Consider the following 24,867-nt stretch of genomic DNA (forward strand, 5'->3'; position numbering starts at 1 on the left):
ACAGATAAGACATTATCTGAACTTCCTGAAGAACATGAAGAATACAACGAACACACCCGCAGTGATAATGAAAGAGATGACATTTGAAATACCTGAACCCGAAGGCAACGATGGCAGGGACAGACTGGAAGAAACATTGTCTGATGCATTGTCATCCTTACCCAGGCCTTCCACGGCCGAGCTCGCAAATCCTGAGATGGATTCCGTTATATTGTCCTTTATGTCAACGGATACCGAGAACTCCTCTGAATGAGAGGTGATACCACCGTCATCATCCACCATGATCAAAGTCGCTTTATGTACACCGGCGCTCAGTTCATCGGTGACCGCCTTGTAGGCTCCCGCACTGACATCGTTCCTCGAATCGATCATGTCATCATCAATAAGGATGCGAACCTCTGAAAAAGCATCATCCACATAATATGTGATAATAGCGATCCTGCCGGCCTTCAGTCCACCGTCCACAGGTGAATCAACATCGATATCCACCTCATCGGGAACATCATCATCAGAACTAACATCATCCTGATCGGATATTGAGACCTGTTTCAATGACACATGTTTCAGGAAAACCGTAGTAACATCATCGGATTCAATGAAAGCATCCACATTGGCAAGGAAGACAACATCCGGCTGTTCATCGGAGTAAACAGTATAATAGAAGTAATCACCTTCTTCCACATCATCCTGCTTCAGCAATTCCCCGTCAAGTCTGAGTTCCAGAGAGATCTCACTGTCATCAACATCCATGATCCCCAGAGTATAAAGCTCTGCGAGCTCAAGTTCAGAATCATCGTCAAAATAATAGTTATTGTCCAGTATCAGATAGTCATCAACATCTTCCAGAGGATCAAGATACTGTTCTATGTAGACGGTTGAGCGATAGACATCACCATATTCCTTCACAGATCCTTTGGCAGTGATCCTCAAAATGAGATATTCCACTTCATCGGTTTCATCGTCCTCCTCCTCTGTCACAGAACGGATATGTTCCAGGGGCTCAGCCTCTTTTGCAAAGGAATCTTCAAGGTCAAGCTCATCACCGTCAAGATAGAGTTCTATCATAACAGCACCACTTTTGGTGTTCATATCAACAACCTTGAAGGAATATCCCTGCTCAAGGATGACCTCATCACCCACAGCAACCGCAGGTTCCGAATAGTGCATCATTGCCTCTGTCCTCACACCTGCAACAGGAGAGATACACAGAACAAGCAGACAAATACAGACGATTACAAAATGTATATATTTCATCGAAACCTCACACATCATAGGACCGGTTAAAAATGACAGAATGTTATGCTACTTCAGGCATCATACTGTCTTATGGGTTTAAATTGATTTCTTTCTATTAATATAAATAATCAGGTGACAATATGAAGTATGTGGTACTTATCGGAGATGGAATGGCAGATGAGCCTCTTGAGGAAATAGGAGGCATGACAGTTCTCCAGAAAGCCAACACCAGCAACATGGATTACATTGCATCCCACGGAAGGGCAGGACTTGGACAGACGGTCCCTGAAGGCTTGGCTCCGGGAAGCGATGTGGCCAACATGTCCATTGTGGGTTATGACCCGAAGAAGTACTACTCAGGAAGAGCACCCCTTGAAGCTGCAAGCATGGGTGTAGAACTTGAAAAGGATGACGTTGCATTCCGATGCAACCTGATAACCATCAAAGACGATCTCATAACCGATTACAGTTCCGGCCATATAACCAATGAGGAAGCAGAGGAGATCATAAAGACCATAGATGCGAAACTTGGCGATGAGAGGTTCAGTTTCTACCCCGGGATCAGTTACAGACACCTTCTGGTAGCAAAGAACAAACTTGGAGCAAACACAGAATGTGTCCCGCCACATGATGTGATCGATGAGAACAGGTATGACCATATGCCAAAAGGAGAGGACAGTGAAGCCATCTCAGAACTCATCGAAAGGTCCATGGAGATCCTTGCTGACCATCCTGTGAACAACAGGAGAATAGATGAAGGAAAGAACCCCGGTAATTCCATCTGGCTCTGGGGACAGGGATTTGCACCTGCGTTCACACCATTTGAGGAACTCTACGGACTCCGTGGGGCCATCATATCAGCAGTGGACCTTGTGAAGGGAATAGGCCTCTATGCAGGACTGGATGTCATTGAGGTTCCGGGAGCTACAGGCTATCTCGATACCAACTACCTCGGAAAGGCGGAATATGCCATAGACGCACTCAAGGACCATGACTTCGTTTTCGTTCACGTGGAAGCACCTGACGAGGCAGGACACATGGGCGACATGGAAGCAAAGATCCAGGCCATCGAGGATTTCGATGAGAAGGTCGTAGGTACTGTCCTTAAGGCAGCCAGAGAGATGGACGAGGATGTCACCATCATGGTGCTCCCCGATCACCCGACACCTATAGCCTTGAGAACACACACATCCGTGCCCATACCTGTTGCCATATACTGCACTTCTGAAGAGAATGTTGACAATGCAGATGCCTTTGATGAAGAGTCTGTGAAGAAGGGATCCCTTGGAACTGTCTACGCAGCAGACCTTGTCAGAATGATGATCGATCGAACATGGACCAAATAGGTCCATTGATACCTTTTTTCCAGGTGTTGTCCGGACTCACCATATATAAATAGAACAACGTAGATAATAGAATTTAGTGGGACTATTCGGAATAACGGATGGTTCCAACTATATATTAACGGAGTGAGGTAAATGAAATTTGGATTAACACCGTGGAGACCATCAACAGCCTCAAGATGGGAACCCTTTGATGAAATGAGGCGCATGCAGGAACGTCTTTACAACATGTTCGGTGAAGAGAGTGCACCAACCGAACTAATGAACATGGATACACTTTCTCCCCTTGTGGACATCGAGGAGAAGGATGATGAGATCATTGTCACCACCGATCTGCCGGGAGTCAGTAAGGATGATGTCAATATAGACATAAAGAACAACAGGGTATGGATCAATGCCAACACGCATAAGGAATTAAAAGAGGAAAAGGAAGGATACCTCATGCGTGAGCGTACCTACAACAGATTTGCACGTGCATTCAACCTGCCATCAGCAGTAAATGAGGAACAGGCAAGTGCCAAACTGGAAGATGGTGTGCTGACCATAAAGATCCCAAAAGCAGAGATCGAAGAAAAGCACAGGATAATGATCGAGTAGATCTGTTTCAGATCAACGTCCTTAAATGGACGTTACAACCTTTTTTATTACCCGTCATTTAGTATTTGCGGCATCAGTTAGAGATATCATCATCCTTTGCTCAGTCGGGGTAACTGTCATCATCGCCGCAGGAAATACTAGGTAAATATAGTATATTATTCTTCTTAATGCCAGCAGGATATAGAGATCCAAAAGCTCTAACATTGTTACCATGGTAAAAAGAAAAACAGGAGGGGAGACAAAATATATGGTGATACTTCAATGTTCTTACCGGATGGTTGGTTGCTTAAAGAACAAAGTGCCAAAATTCAGGGTATGCCTCCGTCAACCCGCTCCCATATATAATATAAGGTTACACCATACTTAAAAATACGCGATCATAGTTCAGTAAGATCGATACTTAAATAAGGTACTACAAAATAAAGCCCTGGAGAATCCTGATTGAAAATGCATGCATTCACCATTGAGAACATCCCCCTGGTAAAAGAAGGGGATGATATCGCATCGATTATCTGCGAAAGAACGGACATAGAGGACAATGATATCATAGTCATAGCCTCCACCATAGTTTCAAAAGCAGAGGGCAGGATGTTCAGGCTGGAGGACATAATTGCAGGCGAGAATGCCGAAAGGATCGCTGCAAAACTCGGACTTGACCCTAGATTTGTACAGGCAGTCCTTAACCGCAGCCATGAAGTACTTGTTGAGTTCCCGATCCTCCTTGTTGAAACGGATAACGGACACGTGTGTATCAAAGCAGGAATAGATGATTCCAATGTTGACAACGGATATCTGATAGACCTGCCAACAGACCCTGACAGGAGTGCAAGGAAGATAGGCGAAAGCATCGAAGAACGCACCGGAAAAAATATCAGTGTGATCGTCACCGACACCAACGGCAGGGCATTCAAGATCGGGCAGACAGGAATTGCTGTTGGGGTGTATCAGATACATCCCATAAAGAACTGGAAGGGACAGAAGGACCTTTTCGGCAACACACTTGAGATCACAGAGGAAGCCATAGCCGATGAGATGGCAGGTGCTGCGAATCTCCTGATGGGAGAAGGTGATGGCGGATATCCGGTAGTTATCCTCAGGGGACTGGAATTCAGGTCAGAGGACGGTTCGATCAAAGAGATGTACCGCAGTGAGCGGGAAGATATAATTAAAAAAGGACTTCGCTGTCTAAGCAAAGTCTGATACGGGGATGTTGACAACCTCGACACCTGAATCCGAGAAGAAATCAAGTGCATCGGTGTCCGGGTAAGGCTGGATATAAACAACCCTTTTGATATTTGAATTGATTATCATCTTGGCACACAGGATGCAGGGCTGATGAGTGCAGTAGAGTGTTGCACCATCGGTGCTCACGCCATGAAGGGCAGCCTGGATGATAGCATTCTGCTCTGCATGGACAGCACGGCATTTCTCGTGACGTGTACCTGAAGCAATGTTGTTCTGCTGTCTGATACAACCTATATCGAGACAATGCTCCATATGCCTCGGTGCACCGTTATAACCGGTGGAAAGTATACGTTTGTCCCTGGCGATCACGGCGCCGACCCTGTTCCTGAGACACGTTGAACGCTTGGCCACGACCGTAGCGATCTCAAGCAAATACTCATCTATACTTGGCCTGTCAGTCATTGCATAAGAGAGGCAGCAAGTGGTATATATAAGTTGTAGTGTAAGAGAGTATTCATCAATTCAATAATTTATAGCAGGAATTGAGAAGCTATTATTCTGGAGCATAGAAGCATGGAAGTCGGTTTGACTGAACGTTTAGATTCTTTTGTCAGAAAACATAACGATCGTCAGCTTGCAGCAATCCCGCTTGCAGTATTTGTAGTATCCATATTGATACTCGCATTTGTATTTGCAAGTAGTGGAGCACCTGTAAAGCTTGGAATGGAGTTCAAGGGCGGAACAATGGTCTCCGTGGCAACTGAAGAAAGTGTGCCATCCATTGAACAGAAGTATGCAGATTACCCGATAACTGACGTCAGACAGGCCGGAGCACGAGTGATCATCCAATTCGGACCAATGAGCAATGAACTGCAGCAGGAACTGGTAAGTGATGTCATAGACTCCTACGAGAGTGTGGAGATCAACCAGATAGGACCTGTATACGGAGAGAGCCTTCAGAAACAGGCTGTCAAAGCAGTGATCATCTCATTCATCGGAATGGCCATCGTGGTCTTTTTGATATTCAGGACAGCCGTCCCATCACTTGCAGTAGTACTATCAGCATTATCCGATATCGCAATAGCAGCCGCTTTCATGAACATCGTCGGTATCGAACTGTCCCTTGGAACTGTTGCAGCACTTCTGATGCTCATCGGTTATTCGGTTGACAGCGATATATTGCTCACAACACGGGTACTCAAGAGGCGCGGGACCCCGCAGGAGAATATCACCAATGCGATGCACACAGGAATTACAATGACCACAACAACCCTTGCAGCACTTGTGGTGATGTACCTGGTGTCAACATATGCATACCTGCTTAGCTCATCCCTGTCCCAGATCACCCTTCTGTCGAACATATCCATAGTACTGATCTTCGGACTGGTAGCGGACATGATGAATACCTGGATGCTTAACACCTCAATACTCAGATGGCATGTTTCAAGCGTTGGTACAAGGAGGCGTAAAGCATGAAGGACGATGAACAGCAGAGCCTTTTCAAGGATGCCAGAGTGATCATCTTCATACTAGCGATCCTCGGGTCCATAATATTCATACACCCCGGTTATTCCTCAGAAGAAGGATTTACCACCAATCTCAACTACGGGCTTGACCTTGAAGGCGGTTCATGGCTCCAGTTAAAACTGCAGGGTGCCGTTGCCCAGCTCGAAGGTGACAGCGGACTTCTGGTAAAGGAGATAGTCAACATCAACCTTGCAGAGGATGTTGAGATAATATCCGTTGATGAGAGTACTGATGATATTTCAGTGACATTCACATCGGATTCAGTACTTACAAACAATCAGATGGACCAGGTAGGTGTAGGCCAGACTACCATCTCACGAAGCAATAATGTTACAACGGTTATAGTCCACTCATCCAGGGAGACGCTCATAAGCACGTATCTCGCAGACTCACTCAAAGCAGAGGTCCTCCCAACACTCGTATCGGACGGTGTTGAGTATGAGATAAGGACAGCCATCACACAGGAAGAACTTGAAGAGCTCATGGCAAAGGTCGGCGGATCAATTACCACTGATATCAATGGAGATGCGATCTACAAGGAAGGCGTCACTACCGAGACAAGGGATATGACAAAGGAGATACTCAGCGACAAGCTCAATTCCCTTGGTCTTAAGGACATACCTGTAAAAACGGTCGGTGACGATTACATACTCATTGACTTCGCAGGAATAGACCTTGCGACAGCCAAGAACATAGCCGAGAAGCCAGGAAAGTTCGAGATCAGAATAATTACACAGGGTAATGAGTCAGAACACGTCCTCTACGGTGATGAGATCGAATCCGTCAGCATTGTAGGATACCAGGAAGACAGCGGACAATGGTACGTACCTTTCACACTTACGGATGCTGGTGCCCTTTCACTTCAGAAGGTTGCGATCGAGACCGGTGCTACACAGGACCCGATGTCACACAACCTTGTGATGTACCTTGACGATAACGAGGTATACAGTGCACCTCTTAGTTATTCTGCAGCTCAAAGACTTGAGACCACACCGATATACTCATGGCAGGCGTCTACTGGCCCAGAGGATGAAAGCAGGACCCAGGCTGAAGAACTGCAGATCCACCTGCGTGCAGGTGCATTGCCGGTGAACGTTGAACTTATGGGTTCAGGACATGTGGATGCCACACTTGGACAGCAGTTCAAGACCCAGGCAGTAATTGCAGGCCTTCTTGCACTACTTGCTGTTGCTTTTGTTGTCTTCACCAAATACCACAAGCCGGCTATCCTTATACCAATGGTGAGCACCTCAATAAGTGAGGTCATAATGATACTCGGTTTTGCATCAGCCATCGGATGGCAGCTCGACCTTGCAAGTATCGCAGGTATAATCGCCGCCATAGGAACAGGTATCGATCACCTTGTGATAATCACAGATGAGGTGCTGTACGAAGGCAAACTGCCGCCAAGGAAAGTCTACCTTTCAAGGATAACGAAGGCATTCGCAATAATATTTGCAGCATCTGCAACAACCATCATCGCAATGTCACCACTGGTTGTCATGGGATTCGGTGCCCTTAAGGGATTCGCGATAACAACCATCGTAGGTGTCCTTATAGGAATACTGATCGCAAGACCAGTATACGGCAAAGTGATACATGAAGTACTTGCAGCAGAGAACACAGCAGATGCGGAATAAGGAAAAGGAGAGGATAGATTGAAGGACCTGTGGACTGTAAAATACCGGCCAAAGACATTTGATGAGATCATCGGTAATGAACAATCCGTGGACATGATCATCAAGCTGGCAAGGTCCAACAACCTTCCACACCTTGTCTTCCACGGACCGGAGAATTCGGGCAAGTCAAGTACGGCCTTTGCACTTGCCTTTGACATCTACGGTGAAGGATACGAGCGTAATCTGGCATATTTCAATGCATCGGATTTCTTTGAACAGGGTAAAAGCTACCTTGTACGGGATAAGAGATTCCTGCGTATACTCGGAACCGATGACCCGAAGAAGATATCCAGCAGTGTGATCAACATCTTCAAGGAAGTTATCAACGAGTATGCAAGTATGGCACCCATGGATGCGGACTACAAGATCATATTCATAGACAATGCCGAATCGCTAAACTCGGATTCACAACATGCCCTGAGGAGGATAATGGAGAAATATACGACAACATGCCGTTTCATACTCTCCACCACCCAGCCTTCAAAGCTGATAACTCCCCTTAGGTCAAGAGGCCTGCAACTTTTCTTCACCCATGTATCCGATGATAAGCTCATAACGTTCATTTCAAAGGTAGCTGAGAATGAAGGACTGAATGTCACCGCAGACGGCATGGCTGCACTGGCCTACCACGCAAGAGGTAACATTGCAAGGGCACTCAATACACTTCAGATAGCATCCATACAGCCCGGAAATGAGAACATCGGTCCGCAGCAGATATACGATGCTACATTAGGTGAGAGTTCAGAGAACGTGACAAAGCTCTTTGAGTCCATCACTTCGAAGAACGTACTCGAAGCCAGAAAATACATCGATGCACTCATCCTTGAAGAAGGACTTTCAGGACAGGAGATACTTCTGCAGTTACACAAGGTTGTGATCGGTTCCAACGAACCTGATGATATCGTAGCCCGATGGGTCACGAAGATAGCTGACACCGACCTCTACCTTACCGAAAGTGCGAACGACAGGATACAGCTTGAAGCCCTGGTCGCAGGATTCTGCCAGTAAAGGGATTCCCTTTTATTTTTTGCAACAATTTTTTGTAACATATTTTATACCTACATCACATATACTGATGGTTTATGACGAATAACGATACAACAGACTTTGAAACCGCATGTCGCAGAATAATGGACATGGTACTTGAAGGCAGGATAACTGATGAAAAACAGCTCAATGAAGCAAAGAAGAAGGTTGCAAAGAGCTTCCGACTTTCGACCCTTCCGAAGAATGCTGACATCATAATATCAGGCAATGATGAGGAGCAGGAAAAGGTCAGGGCCATACTCCAGCGAAAACCCGTGAGAACCATATCAGGGGTTGCGGTCATAGCTGCGATGACATCACCTGCACCATGTCCCCACGGCATATGTGTTCCTTGCCCGGGAGGACCGGATTCAGAGTTCCACTCACCCCAGAGCTACATGGGAAGAGAGCCCTCAACCATGCGGGCCATGCAGTTCGAATATGACCCATACAGAATAGTTACGAACCGCCTGACCCAGTTGAAGCAGATCGGACATGAGGTAAAGAAGGCTGAGCTTATAATCATGGGAGGCACCTTCTCTGCAAGGTCCATAGACTATCAGGAATGGTACACGAAACGCTGCATTGAGGCCATGAACGACTTCTACGGGGATTCATGGAGAGAGCAGGCCAGCCCCATAGGAAAGACCATTCCCTATTATACCATCGAGGATGTACAGAAAGCGAACGAGACATCTGTGGTCAGGAACACCGGTATCACCTTCGAGACACGTCCTGACTGGACAAAGAAGGCACACATCGACAAGATGCTGGAACTTGGAGCTACCAAGGTTGAGATAGGTGTTCAGAGCACCTATGATTTCATTCTTGAGAGAATGAGACGCGGACACAGCGTTGCAGACAGTATCGAAGCTAACCGTATTCTCAGGGATAGTGCCCTTAAGGTGGGATTCCATATGATGCCGGGACTTCCGGGGACTGATGTTGAGATGGACATCAGGAATTTCAGGAGACTTTTCGATAATCCCGGTTTCAGGCCGGACTACCTTAAGATATATCCGACCCTTGTGACAGAAGGTACCCAGCTCCATGAGATGTGGAAAGAGGGAAGATACGAAGCTATGACAGATGAGGAAGCCACATTGCTCCTTTCAGAGATCAAGTCATTCATCCCGAAATGGGTCAGGCTACAGCGCATACAGAGGGACATACCATCACCACAGATACTTGCAGGAGTTCGCAAGAGCAATATACGGCAGCTTGCAAGTGAACATCTGGAACAACATGGTGGCAGGTGTCGCTGCATAAGATGTCGTGAGGTCGGACATAACATATTAAAAGGAAAAGAACCAGACGTTAATAATATAGAACTGACAGTCGAGTCCTATGAGTGTTGTGGGGGAGAGGAGCATTTCATTGCCTTTGAAGATGTTAAGAACGATATACTCATAGGGTTCCTGAGACTGAGGTTCCCGAACAGCCCGCATAGAAAGGAGCTGCAAAGAGCTGCACTTGTAAGAGAGTTACATGTGTTCGGTTCTACCGTGGCTGTGGGAAAGGATGCCGGAAAGGACGACTGGCAGCACAGAGGTTATGGAAAGGAACTTATAGCCCATGCAGAAGAACTGGCATTTGATTCAGGATACAGGAAACTTGCAATAATCAGCGGCATAGGTGTTCGCGAATACTATCGGAAATCAGGATATGAACTGGAAAGAGCATATATGACAAAGGAATTGAATTCACACTGAATCAGAAAGTTATATAAGTGAAGATGACTGACGGTAAAGAAAGTATAACCATAATATTTATTAGTTAAAGATCATCCCCATTATCAACTAAGGAGATGCAAAATTGGAATCGGAGCTATTAGAGCAGATCGTTACTAATCTGAAAGAGATAAATTCCAAGCTTGACAGGCTCATCGTACAGGTCGAGAAAAAGGAAGAACAGGGCAGTGAGAAGGACAGGAAGCTTGCAGAATCACTTGATGTGATCACATTATTATCACTTCCTGACCACTTAAGGACGACAGCAACTACATTGTTCGAGATCGGCCCTGCAACAGCAGATGAGATCGCAAATGAGACGAACAAGGAAAGGGCAGTTGAGAGCAACTACCTCAACCAGCTTGTCAGAATGGACCATGTCAATAAGTACAGAGAAGGCAGGAAAGTATATTTCCGTATCAATGACAGCCTGAAGAAAAAATAATATAGTATGGCATAAGTCCTTGTATTACAGGTCTTCAAAAATCAATAACAGAGAAACAATAACGATGATAGCATGACCCTCACACTAGCAATACACTCTTCTAAAGGCGGAACTGGAAAGACCAGCATTGCAACGAACCTTGCAGTTGCCTTTGCAATCGAAGGAAAGAACACATGCCTTATCGACCTCGACCTCAGGGGTCCTTCACTCTGCTCCATGTTCGAACCGCAAAGTCGTTTCTGGATCAATGATTTCCTTTCAGGGAAATGCAGTCTGAAAGATACACTTACAGATATGGGAGAGGAAATGAACACAGAAGGTGATCTGTATATGAGCTTCTCGAACCCGGATATTGGAGAGATAAGGGAGCTTGTAGGCAAGGACAGGAACTGGCAGGCAAGTGCACTCAAAGCACTGATGAACGGAAAAAAAGAGCTTGCTGAGGAGGAACTCGATGTGGTCATCTTCGACACAAGTCCGGGAGTGGAATACGAATCAATAAATGCCGTTGCCGCATCGGATATGGTGATAATAATACACAACGATACATATGCGTGCACAAGCTGCACGGAACAGTTGATAAAAGGTGTTTACAGTCTCCTCGACAAGAAATGTGCGATTATAGACAATATGCACCATGGCAGCAATTGTCTTGATGTGATCGAGAAGAGCAGATATGGCGCACCAGTCCTTGCAACAATACCATGTATGTGTGAGATCGCAACCAGAGGGAACGAAGAGATACTCGTCCATACGGACCCGGACCATCTGTTCTCTAAAAGTATAATAGCTGTAAGAGATAAAATAAAAGCTATGCAATGAGTGACTGTTCCTCAGTCATTTTTATCTTCATTGATTATCTTCATCACATCGTTATGAAGATATTCATCCAGATCCCTGGACTTCTTTTCCTCGATATCCTGTTCTATATCCTCAGATGATATCAATATATCCTTGAAAACGACAACAAGTACGTAAACCAGGAATGCAGGGAAGAACGCGAGAATGGTCCGTTCCACCGGATATAAACCCATCACGGACGCATAGGTACTTGCAGGGAGGTCATATACAATATGATATGCCATGCTGCCTGCCAGATGATCGGACAGGACTCCCATTAATGCGGCCATGAACAATGAAAAGAAGACATATACCTTAGATGTGACCGAGCGCTCGAGTATAGACCTGTCGAAGTATATGAAAACACCCAGTACAAGCAGATGGTACCATGGGTAAAGATACGCATCCCGGCCTATATCAAACAGATACCATAGAACTATAAGTGCTGCGAATATGCCTTTTGCTGCCTTATGTTCCCTGTTCACCACAAGACCCGAAACTATTGAGCTCAGGGCAATGAAAGCGATCGAACCAACTGCAAAAGTGCTCATTGAAAAAAAAGTACCGCTGGTTATCTTATACAGCAGAAAACCGATTGCCGATACAAGTGAACCCCAGAAAGGACCGAAAAGCATTCCATTCAGTGCACCAAAGGAAACAATTGAACTTATCCTTATGTCATCCAGACCGGCAACGCCCATGAAATCCGGCATATATATCGAAAAATAGGTCAAAACTATACCAAAGGTTATGTAAACTACCTTTACATCGTTCTTAACCCTTAATTTCGGCAATAGTTTCGGAAGCACGCTTCCTAGATTGGAGAGGTCTTTATATAGAGGTTTACATTCGTGTAAAGTTCGCATTGTGAAACTAATAGGTAGATAGTTGCTCTTTTTTGAAAAGGCGGGAGCTGATCTGCTGACACAACAGTATATACACGTAATAGGTATGTGCATTAAGTGCCTATTATCTGAATGAATTACGTATGTAATGCTTATAAATAATACACGAGCATGATTTTGTCTTTGTGAAACAAAACTATTTTAGCGGGCAACACAAAATAAGTCCTTTTCAGAAAAGAAAATGTTATTAATATTTTCAGGCTAAAACTAAATAAATAAAAGTTCATAATTAATTATCATATACCATATCAACATAATTAAATTAATAAGTGGCCGATGCATCGTGGTTTAGTTTGCACACTTACATACAATATAAATTTTGAAATTATACGATTGAACTAATATATACCAGTAATATAATCTTATACTGGCAACGTTTAAATAAAAGTTTGTATATACACTAAATTATACAGATGTTTATAGTATCGATCAAAAAGATCATATTACAACTACAGAAGTTAGATAAAAACGAACAAAATAAGGAAGGTAAAACATGAAAATAAGAGTTGTAAGTTCAAAAGAAGAGATCAATACCCTTGGCCCGAATGAAGAGATCATCCACCTCGCATTCAGACCATCCAACACAGATATCTTTTCACTCATTATGAAATGCCCTAATGTAAAAGCACTCCACATACCAAGCTCTTACAAGAGAACCATCTCAAACTCTGCAAAGATGTACCTTGAAATGCAGGGAATCGATCTTCTTGAAGGAGACGTATGGGGTCACAGGAAGGACATCAACGAGTACTCCGAGGTTTCACAGAGCGTCTACGACCGTATCGCACAGTACAAGAGCGAAGGCATGACCGAAGAGGAAGTAGAGGACAAGATGATCAGAGAGACAAGGCTTAGCCCTGACTTTGTCAAGTTCCTCGTAAAACAGTCATAAATAAGGTGGTCTCCGGCTGAAAGCCGGGGTCTCTTCTACTTTTCCGGTATTTTCCTTTGACCCATGTCCATCAAGACATAGGTGTTTATCATTCCCCACATACCTGCACAAGTACTTTTCTTGAACGTGGACGATTATCAAGATCAATGAGGATTACCTGTTGCCATGTGCCAAGCAGGATAGTTCCATCCACAAGAGGGAAGGATTCACCCTGCCCCAGAAATGATGCCCTGATATGCGAATGACCATTACCGTCATGCCATCTTTCGTTATGATGATAAGTGATTCCCTGCGGAGCAAGCCTTTCAAGTGCCGCTTTCATATCACGGATAAGACCCGGTTCGAACTCTATCGTGGTTATGGCTGCAGTTGAACCCGGCACATATACAAGTACAATGCCATTACACATTCCGGAAAGTGCGACAAGCTCCGTGACCTGAGGAGTTATGTCAATTATATCCGAATTCCCGGAAGTCTCAACCTTGAATCCTTCGCTGAAGACAGCCATTGATCGAACTTACCTCACTGCATTTCGTTCAACTTCAGACCCACTGCAGACATCACCAGAATGAATATCGTAAGTGCGCCTATGAATCCCAATTCCTGAGAGAAGGAATCCCTTAACTGGTGTGCAACAGCGAAAAGTATGATCAGCAATACTACAGAACCTACTGAAGATATGATCTCTAAGTTTTTCTTGTTCATCATTGCTAATTGAGCTAACATGTACATCAATCTATCGAATTACAGGAAATAACGTACAAAAGCAATACTTAATATAACCTCAAAATAATATAATTCTGAAAACGTGATCAAGCATGACAGAATTTGAAAGAGTACTCGTTCAGTCGTTCAATACATTCTTTGAGGAAAATAATTTCAAAGGGATCTCATATCGCCTGAAACAGCACAGGTTCACACCGCAGTTCCTGGATGTTCTTGTGGATTCACTGGACCCGGATTATTACATGGGGATCGAATGTAAGAGCATTTCAGTGGACAAAGGTGCAAAAGCACTGTATTTCACACAGCATTTCACAACAGATAAGAACGGGTTACACCAGATAGAAAGAATATCGGATTTCCTTTTAAGGTCCGGCAGGACAGGATTCCTTGCAGTGGAATTAAGACTGGGGGTTGGAAGAGCAAGGGAAGCCTACATGATACCCTGGACAGAACTGTACAGGAAATACAATGAAGAGGGTACCCCGAAGATCACCGTGGATGAGATCAGGGAATATCCACAGATAGAAAGAGAGAAGAACAAATACCTGATCGATCCGAAAGGATGGAAGAAACTCAGAGTGATAGAATAAAAGGAAGAGAAGAGGATGAGAAATGTCTGAAATCATGGCCATGATGGCTGAACGTGCAGCAAAGTGCGCTGAAGAGATCAGGAAATACGATGAGATACAGCTGGTATCCCATATCGATGCTGACGGGATCACATCCGGTGCAATCATTGCAAAGGCACTGGAACGAGCAGGTATCGGCTATGAGATGATGTTCGTAAAACAACTTGATGAGGTGATCGTGGAGCAACTTGCAGACACAAATCCGGAACTTACCATCTTCACCGATCTTGGAAGCGGACAACTGGAACACATCAACAACTATGGATTACATTCCATCGTTTCGGACCACCATCGCCCTCAGGGAGAGACCGAGTTCCACCTGAACCCTCATCTTTTCGGTGCCAACGGCTCCTACGAGATAAGCGGATCAGGAACAACGTTCATACTTGCAACAAAACTTGGAGACAACCGGGATCTTGCAGACCTTGCTATCACTGGCTGTGTAGGAGATATGCAGTATCGTAAATATGGGCACCTTGTAAGCCTCAACAGGATGATACTTGAAGCAAATCCCGAATACATCGTTGCAAAAAAGGATATCGCACTTTTCGGAAAACAGACAAGACCCGTATACAAGATGTTACAGTTCTCATCCGACCCGTTCATCCCGGGACTCACAGGTAGTGAAGATTCATGTATCGACTTCCTTGCAAAGATAGGTCTGCAGTTCGCAAATGATGAGAAATGGAGAAGATGGATCGACCTTTCTGAGGAAGAGAGGATGAAGGTCACCTCATCCCTGTTGCAGCATGCCATGCAAAGCGGAATGTCATCCTACAATATCGGAAGACTGGTTGCAGAGGGATATATACTCCTTTCCGAGAAGGAAGGGACCGAGATGAGGGATGCAACGGAATACTCTACACTCCTCAACGCCACCGGCAGATACATGCAAGCTGAGGTAGGCATGCAGGTGTGCATGGGTGACCGTGACGAAGCATACAGGGAAGCTCAGGACCTTTTAGGCAACCACCGCAAGAACCTTGTCGACGGACTGAACTTCGTAAAAGATAACGGTATCACAGAACTCTCACATCTCCAGTACTTCGATGCAGGAAGCGTTATCCCTGAGACCATAGTAGGTATCGTTGCAGGAATGAGCCACTCTTCTGCAGGGAACCGAAAACTGCCGATCATAGCATTTGCCGACAAGGAGGACGGCCATAAGGTCTCAGCAAGGGGAACCCAGGAACTTGTGAACAGAGGACTGAACCTTGCAGAAGCACTTAGCATCGTCTGTCAGGAACTTGGCGGAGCAGGTGGCGGTCATGATATAGCGGCTGGAGCTACAGTACCTTTTGGTAAAAAAGAAGAGTTCATACAGAAACTCAATTCGACCATCGAAAAGCAGTTAATGAAAAAATGAACCACATCACACGATATCGTTGATGTGATAGAGCTTATTGATATCCATTAGTGTTGACATTGCATTGGTGCGTATTGGAATCCCGTGTTCCTGAACGATAGCCATGGGGTTCGTACCACCAATGACAACAATGCCAAGGTGATCGCGTTCCACAGGTACATCCAGTATCCTGGTATTGGGATCACCAACCTCCAGTATCCCATTTATTCCGGCATCGACCATATCTGAAAGAGTGCTGTCTATAACGTCCCTTGCAACCATGGGAGCCTCACGCAGGTTCGCAAGGATCTTACCGGAACCTGTCTTCAGCATATTCATCACGGAAGTTATTTCCTGTGACATCAATACTTCAAGTGGGTCAATGGTAGTACTCTGGTATGTAAGGACATTTGTAAAACGTATAGGTTCACCATCACGTATCTCAACAAGTCCTCCAAATCTTGGTTTTACCATCACACCTGCTTTCAGGAGAAGACCATCTATCGTGATACTGCATACAGTTGCAAAGCCAACCTCGCCTTCGCCGATCTTCCTGTCACCAATGGAATCACCTTCATGAAGGATCTTAAGCAGAGGACTGACCGCAAGTCCACTATTGATAGCCATGCTGAATATCTTGAGAACATCATCATAATCCTGCTTATCAATGAGGGACAGGTTTACGATGACATCGCCTTCCATCGTCTTTGGATCGAAGGTCGTCCTGAACATCAGGTCCTCTATTTTCGATGATGTGAACTGGATACGTTGATTCCTTTGCAAAGATATACCTCTGAACCGTTTTGTAACTGCTAGGAAGTAGTAACTGCCAGACATTTATAGTTTCGCATAAATGACCAGAATCTTATGGAGAGACGATCTTTGCGAATATCTCCAGATGATCCTGTGGATTGATAAGCATATCAAGCTTTCCAAGATCATCCACCAGATCGTACATGTCCTTCCCGCAGAAAAGACCTGCCTCAGGATGGTCCATTGGACCCACATACCTTATCTCAGGAACTTCACTGTAATTAGCGTTCTTTACAAAGCCGTCCTCCAGAAGATAATATGCAGCACCTTCGTGTTTCCGGACAGGTTCATATTCCGAAGAGAAATTACTACAGACCCAGTTTGCCATTTTGAGGACGGAGTCTGAAGCGTTGATGGTGACGTGACCATAATCCGGAGGAATAAGTGCAATGTCACCTGCCTTTGCCTTACACACTATCACATCGGATAGATTTCCATATTCACCATTCTGCAAAAGGTACGTGGCTTCACCTTCAAGTACCTGATACACCTCGGGGTATGACATGTCACCCCCCGGAACATTCGGATGGTAATGACCTGCCGTCTTGATATATTCATCACCGATCATTGCAGGGGGGATGATGGTGATATCATACCTCAACCCCTTTTCAACCATCTTCTTATGGTCTGCCCCGTTCTTGAAGAGATCACGATACATGTAATAGAGCTCAATATTCCCCTGTGAGCGCAGCCATTCCTGATCATGCAACACCTCATCCATGTCATGAAGCATCCTGATGTCAGGAGTGCGGATATCCCCATAAAAATCCAGTTCATTACCCATTTGATCACACATTACCATTTCAAAACATCTAGAATAAAAAGTAATATGAGCAGCACAGTATTTATTTTTGCCGCAAATGATTTAAGAAGATCACCATAAGTCCTCATCCCTGTTCTTTCAGATGTTCGAGCACTTTCTGTGCAAGATCCGTGCTTATACCATCAAGACCGGATATGTCCTCTACAGATGCCAGCCTTAACTTTTCCACCGACCCGAATCTTTCAAGGAGAAGACGTTTTCTTGCAGGACCGATACCGGGTATCTGGTCAAGTTCTGAATGAGTAAGACTTGCAGACCTCCTGCGCCTGTGAGAACTCACCGCGAACCTGTGAGCTTCATCACGTATATGCATAAGGAGTTTCAATGCAGGCGAGGAATGAGGAAGGATCACCACCTCATCTGGACCCTTTTTAGTGGTGATGATATGCTCGAACCTCTTGGCAAGACCGATCATCGGTATTTCAAGACCCAGTGCATCAAGTGAGGACTTCGCAGCACCCACCTGCCCCGGACCACCATCTATGAGAATAAGGTCAGGCATCGGCTCATTGTTATTAAGCAAACCTGAATAACGACGATGAACAACCTCCGCCATCATGGCAAAATCATCGATACCTTTAACAGTTTTGATGTTATGCTGGCGATATTTACTATTTGCAGGTCTGCCGTTCTCAAAATACACCATAGAACCCACTGCATTGGTACCTGATATGTTGGATATATCGAATCCTTCTATATGCAGGGGAGGAGCATCCAGGGACAGTACCTTTTGAAGGTCCTCGAGTGCTTCCATTGCAGACTCTGAGCTTGAAGGTTTCAGTTTCGCCATCCTTGCGGACATCTCTGCGTTCCTTGCAGCCATCCCTATGAGTTTTTTCTTCTCACCCCTTAGTGGAACGTGCACCTTCACATCCCGCCCCGAACGACTGGAAAGCCAACTCATGATCAGGTCCTTTTCAGGCAGCTCATACTGGACAAGTATCTCAGGAGGGATGGGAGAATCCTGATAATATTGTTTCACGAACTGAGCAAGGGATTCCCCGATACTTTCCGAATCACCGGTCCCTACAAGTGTAAAATCGGCCTTTCCCACCATACTACCATGACGAACATAGAATATCCCTATATAGACCGCTTTCTCATCGGCAACCGCTGCAATGATATCACGGTCATCCGTTCCCGAGCTTGCTATCTGTTCCTCTGAGAGGTATTTCACAGACTCGATCTGGTCCCTCACCTCGGCAGCAGCCTCATATTCCTGCTCCTCTGCAAGGGCATGCATCTTCTTTTCCAGTTCCTTCAGGATACCGGAAGTATCCCCTTTGAGGAAACGGACAGCTTCCATGACCCTTCTGCGATATTCATCCCTGTCAAGTCCTTCCCTGCAGGGAGCCATGCAGCGTTTGATATGATAATTAAGACATGGTCTCGTCTTTCCGGGTTCTATCTTTTTCCTGCATCTTCGAAGCATATAGACCCTTGAAAGAAGATCAAGTGTCGTGCGGATGGCCTTTGCATTAGTATAAGGACCGAAATACAGGGCGCCGTCCATAAGCCTTCTGCGGGTAAGAAAAATGCGTGGAAATGCAGAATTGACTGTGACCTTGACGTAAGGATACCTCTTGTCGTCCTTCAGGCGTACATTATAACGAGGACGATACTTCTTGATCAGGTTTGCCTCGAGCACAAGTGCATCTATCTCGGAATCCGTGACGATGTACTCTATATCATCAATATGTCCCACAAGGGTGACCGTCTTGGGGGAGAGGTTCTTCTTTGACTGAAAATACTGGCGCACCCTCTTATCAAGGGACTTTGCCTTGCCTACGTATATCACATCACCAGAGCTATCTTTCATGAGATAGACCCCGGGAAGTGCAGGGAGTGTTTTCAGGTCGAACTTCATATCAGATACATTCAGAGAACTTGTTATCTATGAAACGGGAAAGTGTCAGATCGATTATGGTCTTGAGGTTAACTATATCCTCACGATTATACTTCAGGAGCAGGTCAAGCGCATCCTCGTCCCCGCGCTCATACTGACGCCATAGACGGACGGCATCGAAACCACTTATACCAACGGTTTCCTCAGCTCGTGAGATGCCAAGTTCGCATTCGATATTCTTGAGCCCGCCTGTGAGGGATATGCGACGAAGAGGATACATCAGGTCCGCATGGAGCTGGTTGAACTCTATCTCCGGGAATTCCCTTTTGATGAAAGGAAGGTCGAACCTTGCACCGTTGAAGGTCACCAGGAACTTATATTTCGGAAAGATATCGACTATATCATCCAGATCGATACCTTTCACATAGGTCTTTGCCTCCTTGCCGTCATAGATACCCACAACGGTGATGGAGGAGCTTCCCGGAGAGAGACCCGTGGTCTCTATATCCACATAGGCGACCTTATCTGAGAACTCCCTGAAGGCACGCCAGTGTTCTGCTTTTGGAAGGGATCTGGCAAAGAATCCGTAATCACGGTTGTCCAGCCTTTCAACTGATTCCCTGATGCCTGACATTATCATATCCTTCTTTGATGGCGGTATCAGAAGCTCATCCTTTTTGGCCATGAACTCATCCCATGTCCTGATCCCATTGGACCATATCCTTTTTTCCACGGCGGCACCTATCCGTGGCATATGAATGTATGTACTAGTAAGCATGATATTCCCTTTTTGACCTAATTATGGTCGAGGATATTGATAACTATATTTCCTACCTGCAAGTGCTAAATAAAATAAAGTCAATTTATATATATGTTGGATCTGCTATCAGAGCCATCGACAATCTAGTGACGAATCTAAACTACGAATTCAAGTTACAAATTGCATTTTACTTCTCACATTGATGAAACAGAGTGATCGGGATGAACAAAGTTGCAGTGATAGGATCAGGAAATGTAGGCGCGACCACTGTCCAGAGACTGGCTGAGCTGAATATTGCAGATATCGTGATGGTGGATATCGTTGAAGGTCTGCCACAGGGAAAAGCACTGGACATTCTCCAGGCTGCTCCGCTAATGGGATATGATGTTGATGTTACAGGGACGAATGACTATGCAGATATCGCCGGCTCGGATGTTGTCGTTATCACCGCAGGTATCGCACGCAAACCGGGCATGAGCAGGGATGACCTCCTTGCAACGAACATCAAGATCACACAGCAGGTATGTGCCAGTATAGAGCAATATGCACCAGATGCGATCATCATGACCGTGACGAACCCGCTTGACATCATCACCTATGCAGCCCTCAGGTGCACCCAGTTCGACAGGAACAAGGTGTTCGGCATGAGCGGACTGCTTGACTCCAGCCGCTTCGCATCATTCATTGCAAAAGAGATGAGCTGTTCCGTAAAGGACGTTGATGCAATGGTGCTTGGAGGACACGGGGATTCAATGGTCCCGCTACCTGAGTACTCCACTGTATCAGGAATACCATTGAGCAAGCTAATGGACCAGGCAAGGATCGACAGAATAGTCGACAGGACCATCAACGCAGGTGCCGAGATCGTAGCACACATGAAGAACGGCAGTGCCTTCTACGCACCTTCTGCCGCCATAGCCGCCATGGTAGAGGCAATACTCAAGGACACAAAGAGGATAGTTCCCGCATCTGCATTCCTTAACGGTGAATACGGACAGCATGACATCTGTCTTGGCGTACCTGTGAAACTGGGAAAGAACGGTGTTGAAGAGATCATAGAGCTTGAACTGACCGACCAGGAAATGGAAGCTCTGCGAAGATCAGCTGATGCAGTGAAAGAAGGGATCTCAAAGATACGTTCCTGAGGGAATGAAAAGAGCATTTACTTCTGAAAGAGCAGACTTACATACAAATATTCATATATAAGTAAAATAAAAGGAGGAAGGGATATCATGCGTGCAGACATAACTTCACTTTTCGGACTGAACATTTATACTGAGACTGGTACATACGTAGGGAAGGTTGCCGATCTTGTACTGGATGTGGATGAGAGGATCGTCAGAGGATTAGCCGTTTCTGACATTAACAGGGACATCTTTGATGTTACATCAAAAGGGATCATCATCCCATACAGATGGGTCATCACTTCCGGAGATATCGTTCTCATAAGGAACGTAGTGAACAAGTTCAAAAAGGCAAATACGGTCGTAGCAGAAGAATAAGCCATGAAAAGGCGAGAGATCTATTCAGATCTGCGTTGCATACCGCCTGTGATCGTGCGCATTGATGGCAGGAACTTCAGGAATGCACTGTCACGCATGGGTTTTGAGAAACCTTATGACAAAAGGTTCACATCCGCTATTGTCGATTCTATTGAACTTTTCTTCAGAAAAAGCGGATTGAGCCCTGTTCTTGCTTACACTTTCTCGGATGAGATCAGTTTCCTGTTCAGGGATGATGCCTTCGATGGAAGGATAGAGAAAATCGATTCCATAGTCCCTTCATACATCAGCAGTGCCTTTACGGCAGCCCTTGCCCCTGAGGAACCTGTGTCCTTTGATTCAAGGGTGATACCGATGCATGATGAGGATGTCCGTGAATATCTTATATGGAGACAGGACGAGGCATGGAGGAATTGTATCAACTCCTACGCTTATTACACCCTCCTGTCCGAAGGCATGGATGAGAAAGAGGCTGCCAGGTATCTTAAGAATAAGAAAGCCTCTGACATGCATGAGCTGCTTTTTGAGAGAGGCATAAATATCGCGAAAGTGCCTGCATGGCAAAGACGCGGAATAATGGTCCACAGGAAGGAGACCGAGATAGAGGGCTTCGACCCGCACCTCAATGTAAGGACCACGAGCACAAGGACAAAGGTCTTTGTGGACCGCGATATTCCCCTGTTCAGTTCAGAAGAGGGAGAGACATTCCTTCATGACCTGCTTGCCCTGTGAACGAGAGAACACAAGAAAAAGCATTTAAAGAGGGATGTGTTTATACAATCCACGATCTACAAGGTGAAGCTATGGATAAACTTGAGCTTATAAAAAGAAATGTACAGGAAATAGTGACTGAGGACGAACTTAAACAGCTTCTGGAAACAAAGGAACATCCTACAGCCTACACAGGTTATGAGCCAAGCGGTAAGATCCATATGGGACACGTCCTTACGGTCAACAAGCTCCTTGACCTCCAGAAGGCAGGTTTCAAGATCATTGTGCTTCTTGCAGACGTACACGCATACCTCAACAAGAAAGGAACACTTGAAGAGGTGCGCGAGGTTGCGGATTACAATAAGAGATGTTTCATCGCCCTGGGACTTGATGAAGAGAACACGAAGTTCGTTTACGGTTCCGACTACCAATTAGGACAGGAGTACATCCTCAACGTGCTCAAACTCACACGTAGCACGACCCTGAACAGGGCTACAAGGAGTATGGACGAGGTTGGAAGGAAGATGGAGGACCCATCGGTATCCCAGATGGTCTATCCTATCATGCAGGCAGTGGATATCGCAATGCTTGATGTTGATGTTGCGGTCGGTGGTATCGACCAGAGGAAGATCCACATGCTCGGCAGGGAAGGTCTTCCAGGACTCGGCTTCAAGGCACCGCTCTGCATTCACACACCGATACTCCTTGGACTTGATGGTGAGAAGATGTCATCATCCAACAACAATTTCATTTCAGTTGATGACACCGAGGCAGATCTCAAGAAGAAAATGAAGAAGGCATTCTGTCCTGCAGGAGAGATAAATGACAACCCTGTGATGGAGCTTTTCAAGTACCACATCTGTCCGAGATACGAAGAGATAGTCTTCGAGAGACCTGATAAGTTCGGAGGGAACCTTATATGCAAGAGCTATGAGGAGCTTGAAGAAGTGTTCGGATCAGGGGAACTTCATCCAATGGACCTGAAGAATGGTGCTACAAAATACATGAATATGATACTTGACGTTGTAAGAAGTGTCATATAAGTGCAATATGCGTCTGATCAGATTCATCTGAACCCCATACCGCAGGAATTTATATATTAGGTCCGAAAGAATATACAATTAAAAGTTACAATCAAAAGTAGCGATGGGGACCAGGATGAAATATACATTTCAGGATTCAACAGAATTACCTTTACAGAGAGACTTTATTCAGGACCTGAGTAATTTTATAGAAATGACAAAGAAGGTCCTTCCTCTGGAAAATTCCGCTATAGAGCTTAGCGAGGAAGAAACAGAGGAAATATCTTCCCTTGAGACTCGACTGAGGGAGATCGAAGCTTTCAGTAAGGATATACAGCAATATGTCGATGAGCGTTCAAAAGGAGCAGAGGACAAGGAGATACTGGAATGTCGCAATGCGGTCATAGATGCCTGCAATGAGACCGCGACCCGTGGTATCAAGGACCTGAATCTGAAGCTCGAGCAGATCAAACGCCAGTCAGAAAGCGGTATCTACAAAATAGAGATGGACCTGCTGAACAATCTTAATCCTCTTTTCGAATCAGGAATATATGGTGCCAACAAGGCATATTCCGTCAACATGAAGGATATGTCATTGAAAGGAGAACTCAAAGCAAAATTCTCCGGCATGGAATACACATCTGAACTCACATATGCGCACGATGTCCTCACCGTCAAAGAGGTTTATGGAGAACTGTCACTCCCAACATGGACAAAGAGCCTCTTCTCCAAGGAGAACAAGCTCAAGATGATATATGTATCTGAATATACCATCACCTCAATGAACTTCGATGGTGACAGGCATATCGATGTCAGCTTCGAGAACAAGAAAGGTGAGCAGAAATTCAAGATAGTTTCCGATAATGATACATACCAGATATATCACGGGGACTTCGACATTACTTCTGATGAGACTTTGCTCAAGTCACTGGATGTTGATAAGATAGCAGCCCTTGTTGAAGATGTCAGGAAGTACATGGAGATGTTCATCAAGTCACAGACACTGACACATATACTGCTTGACGGGAAGGATGCAGTACGTAACAATGAGGTGTTCGACTGCCTGAAGCTCATCGCCGAGCAATATGGGGACATCGTAAGGGAATCCCTCGACAAGGGATATGTCAAGAACGAGATCACCATCAAGATCGAAGCATCCGACGGAACCCGTACTGAGAAATACATAACCAAGGAGGAGGCCTTTGACCAGCTTGCAGAACTTGGAAGCGAAGGACTGGAACTGGCAAGCATACTTGGTGTTGACTGAGAGCAGGAACATTAGAAC

General features: G+C 45.3%; 26 protein-coding genes. 17 read left to right on the forward strand and 9 right to left on the reverse strand.

Annotated features, from left to right (window positions below):
* Nucleotides 1-12: 12 nt before the first annotated feature.
* The gene (locus V7O63_RS00795; RefSeq protein ID WP_340819259.1) at nucleotides 13-1,254 is read right to left on the reverse strand and encodes a hypothetical protein; all 1,242 of its coding nucleotides are present in this window, start codon (nucleotides 1,252-1,254) and stop codon (nucleotides 13-15) included.
* 122 nt (nucleotides 1,255-1,376) lie between these two features.
* Between V7O63_RS00795 and V7O63_RS00800 the strand changes: the two genes are divergently transcribed.
* The 3 genes from V7O63_RS00800 (at nucleotide 1,377) to V7O63_RS00810 (ending at nucleotide 4,376) form a co-directional block, all read left to right on the forward strand.
* Nucleotides 1,377-2,582, forward strand: a complete 1,206-nt coding sequence (locus V7O63_RS00800) for a cofactor-independent phosphoglycerate mutase (protein ID WP_340819261.1) — start codon at nucleotides 1,377-1,379, stop codon at nucleotides 2,580-2,582.
* A 132-nt stretch (nucleotides 2,583-2,714) separates the two neighbouring features.
* The gene (locus V7O63_RS00805) at nucleotides 2,715-3,176 is read left to right on the forward strand and encodes an Hsp20/alpha crystallin family protein (RefSeq protein ID WP_340819263.1); all 462 of its coding nucleotides are present in this window, start codon (nucleotides 2,715-2,717) and stop codon (nucleotides 3,174-3,176) included.
* Nucleotides 3,177-3,623: 447 nt separating this feature from the next.
* Nucleotides 3,624-4,376: a coenzyme F420-0:L-glutamate ligase gene (locus tag V7O63_RS00810; protein WP_340820863.1), complete on the forward strand. Its 753-nt coding sequence runs from the start codon at nucleotides 3,624-3,626 to the stop codon at nucleotides 4,374-4,376.
* Here the strand turns inward: V7O63_RS00810 and V7O63_RS00815 are convergent.
* Nucleotides 4,362-4,823, reverse strand: a complete 462-nt coding sequence (locus tag V7O63_RS00815; RefSeq protein WP_340819265.1) for a cytidine/deoxycytidylate deaminase family protein — start codon at nucleotides 4,821-4,823, stop codon at nucleotides 4,362-4,364. The two genes, V7O63_RS00810 and V7O63_RS00815, sit on opposite strands and share 15 nt — an antisense overlap.
* 111 nt (nucleotides 4,824-4,934) lie before the next feature.
* Here V7O63_RS00815 and V7O63_RS00820 point away from each other — a divergent pair, with 111 nt between their 5' ends.
* The 6 genes from V7O63_RS00820 (at nucleotide 4,935) to V7O63_RS00845 (ending at nucleotide 11,590) form a co-directional block, all read left to right on the forward strand.
* Nucleotides 4,935-5,837, forward strand: coding sequence for a protein translocase subunit SecF (locus tag V7O63_RS00820; protein WP_340819267.1), 903 nt, complete (start codon nucleotides 4,935-4,937; stop codon nucleotides 5,835-5,837).
* Nucleotides 5,834-7,528, forward strand: coding sequence for a preprotein translocase subunit SecD (locus V7O63_RS00825; RefSeq protein ID WP_340819269.1), 1,695 nt, complete (start codon nucleotides 5,834-5,836; stop codon nucleotides 7,526-7,528). The genes V7O63_RS00820 and V7O63_RS00825 overlap by 4 nt, the downstream gene beginning before the upstream one ends.
* Nucleotides 7,529-7,546: 18 nt before the next feature.
* Nucleotides 7,547-8,575 (forward strand): AAA family ATPase, encoded by a 1,029-nt coding sequence (locus V7O63_RS00830; RefSeq protein ID WP_340819271.1) that lies wholly within the window; start codon nucleotides 7,547-7,549, stop codon nucleotides 8,573-8,575.
* Nucleotides 8,576-8,649: 74 nt separating this feature from the next.
* Nucleotides 8,650-10,305, forward strand: a complete 1,656-nt coding sequence (locus tag V7O63_RS00835; RefSeq protein WP_340819274.1) for a tRNA uridine(34) 5-carboxymethylaminomethyl modification radical SAM/GNAT enzyme Elp3 — start codon at nucleotides 8,650-8,652, stop codon at nucleotides 10,303-10,305.
* Nucleotides 10,306-10,408: 103 nt separating this feature from the next.
* On the forward strand, nucleotides 10,409-10,768 hold the full coding sequence (locus V7O63_RS00840) for a helix-turn-helix domain-containing protein (RefSeq protein ID WP_340819276.1): 360 nt from the start codon (nucleotides 10,409-10,411) through the stop codon (nucleotides 10,766-10,768).
* Between the two features lie 72 nt (nucleotides 10,769-10,840).
* Entirely contained in the window at nucleotides 10,841-11,590 is a 750-nt protein-coding gene (locus V7O63_RS00845; protein ID WP_340819278.1) for a MinD/ParA family protein, read from the forward strand.
* An 11-nt stretch (nucleotides 11,591-11,601) separates the two neighbouring features.
* Here V7O63_RS00845 and V7O63_RS00850 read toward each other — a convergent pair whose 3' ends face one another.
* Nucleotides 11,602-12,417 (reverse strand): hypothetical protein, encoded by an 816-nt coding sequence (locus V7O63_RS00850; protein WP_340819280.1) that lies wholly within the window; start codon nucleotides 12,415-12,417, stop codon nucleotides 11,602-11,604.
* Nucleotides 12,418-13,006: 589 nt separating this feature from the next.
* Between V7O63_RS00850 and V7O63_RS00855 the strand changes: the two genes are divergently transcribed.
* On the forward strand, nucleotides 13,007-13,405 hold the full coding sequence (locus tag V7O63_RS00855; RefSeq protein ID WP_340819282.1) for a DUF1699 family protein: 399 nt from the start codon (nucleotides 13,007-13,009) through the stop codon (nucleotides 13,403-13,405).
* Between the two features lie 88 nt (nucleotides 13,406-13,493).
* On the opposite strand, the gene V7O63_RS00860 is transcribed toward V7O63_RS00855, so the two are convergent.
* The gene (locus V7O63_RS00860; RefSeq protein WP_340819284.1) at nucleotides 13,494-13,913 is read right to left on the reverse strand and encodes a secondary thiamine-phosphate synthase enzyme YjbQ; all 420 of its coding nucleotides are present in this window, start codon (nucleotides 13,911-13,913) and stop codon (nucleotides 13,494-13,496) included.
* A 14-nt stretch (nucleotides 13,914-13,927) separates the two neighbouring features.
* On the reverse strand, nucleotides 13,928-14,110 hold the full coding sequence (locus V7O63_RS00865; RefSeq protein ID WP_340819286.1) for a hypothetical protein: 183 nt from the start codon (nucleotides 14,108-14,110) through the stop codon (nucleotides 13,928-13,930).
* Nucleotides 14,111-14,223: 113 nt separating this feature from the next.
* Here V7O63_RS00865 and V7O63_RS00870 point away from each other — a divergent pair, with 113 nt between their 5' ends.
* Entirely contained in the window at nucleotides 14,224-14,721 is a 498-nt protein-coding gene (locus V7O63_RS00870; RefSeq protein WP_340819288.1) for a hypothetical protein, read from the forward strand.
* Between the two features lie 22 nt (nucleotides 14,722-14,743).
* Nucleotides 14,744-16,126, forward strand: a complete 1,383-nt coding sequence (locus tag V7O63_RS00875; RefSeq protein ID WP_340819290.1) for a DHH family phosphoesterase — start codon at nucleotides 14,744-14,746, stop codon at nucleotides 16,124-16,126.
* A 6-nt stretch (nucleotides 16,127-16,132) separates the two neighbouring features.
* Here V7O63_RS00875 and V7O63_RS00880 read toward each other — a convergent pair whose 3' ends face one another.
* From V7O63_RS00880 to V7O63_RS00895, 4 genes are all read right to left on the reverse strand, one after another.
* Nucleotides 16,133-16,888, reverse strand: coding sequence for a DUF128 domain-containing protein (locus V7O63_RS00880; protein WP_340819291.1), 756 nt, complete (start codon nucleotides 16,886-16,888; stop codon nucleotides 16,133-16,135).
* 82 nt (nucleotides 16,889-16,970) lie between these two features.
* A complete protein-coding gene (locus tag V7O63_RS00885; RefSeq protein WP_340819293.1) occupies nucleotides 16,971-17,702 on the reverse strand; it encodes a glucose-6-phosphate isomerase family protein in 732 nt (243 codons plus the stop codon).
* A 103-nt stretch (nucleotides 17,703-17,805) separates the two neighbouring features.
* Nucleotides 17,806-19,608: an excinuclease ABC subunit UvrC gene (gene uvrC / locus V7O63_RS00890; RefSeq protein WP_340819295.1), complete on the reverse strand. Its 1,803-nt coding sequence runs from the start codon at nucleotides 19,606-19,608 to the stop codon at nucleotides 17,806-17,808.
* 1 nt (nucleotide 19,609) lies between these two features.
* Nucleotides 19,610-20,365, reverse strand: a complete 756-nt coding sequence (locus V7O63_RS00895) for a ribonuclease H-like domain-containing protein (RefSeq protein ID WP_340819297.1) — start codon at nucleotides 20,363-20,365, stop codon at nucleotides 19,610-19,612.
* A 203-nt stretch (nucleotides 20,366-20,568) separates the two neighbouring features.
* On the opposite strand from V7O63_RS00895, the gene mdh reads away from it, so the two are divergent.
* The 5 genes from mdh to V7O63_RS00920 all read left to right on the forward strand — a co-directional run bounded on the left by mdh (nucleotide 20,569) and on the right by V7O63_RS00920 (nucleotide 24,849).
* The gene (gene mdh / locus V7O63_RS00900; RefSeq protein WP_340819299.1) at nucleotides 20,569-21,492 is read left to right on the forward strand and encodes a malate dehydrogenase; all 924 of its coding nucleotides are present in this window, start codon (nucleotides 20,569-20,571) and stop codon (nucleotides 21,490-21,492) included.
* A gap of 87 nt (nucleotides 21,493-21,579) precedes the next feature.
* The gene (locus V7O63_RS00905) at nucleotides 21,580-21,849 is read left to right on the forward strand and encodes a PRC-barrel domain-containing protein (protein ID WP_340819300.1); all 270 of its coding nucleotides are present in this window, start codon (nucleotides 21,580-21,582) and stop codon (nucleotides 21,847-21,849) included.
* Between the two features lie 3 nt (nucleotides 21,850-21,852).
* Nucleotides 21,853-22,581: a tRNA(His) guanylyltransferase Thg1 family protein gene (locus V7O63_RS00910; RefSeq protein ID WP_340819302.1), complete on the forward strand. Its 729-nt coding sequence runs from the start codon at nucleotides 21,853-21,855 to the stop codon at nucleotides 22,579-22,581.
* Between the two features lie 71 nt (nucleotides 22,582-22,652).
* A complete protein-coding gene (locus V7O63_RS00915) occupies nucleotides 22,653-23,603 on the forward strand; it encodes a tyrosine--tRNA ligase (RefSeq protein ID WP_340819304.1) in 951 nt (316 codons plus the stop codon).
* 193 nt (nucleotides 23,604-23,796) lie between these two features.
* Nucleotides 23,797-24,849, forward strand: coding sequence for a hypothetical protein (locus V7O63_RS00920; protein ID WP_340819306.1), 1,053 nt, complete (start codon nucleotides 23,797-23,799; stop codon nucleotides 24,847-24,849).
* The last annotated feature ends 18 nt before the right edge of the window (nucleotides 24,850-24,867 follow it).

The sequence above is a fragment of the Methanolobus sp. WCC4 genome (assembly GCF_038022665.1).
Classification (GTDB): Archaea; Halobacteriota; Methanosarcinia; order Methanosarcinales; family Methanosarcinaceae; genus Methanolobus.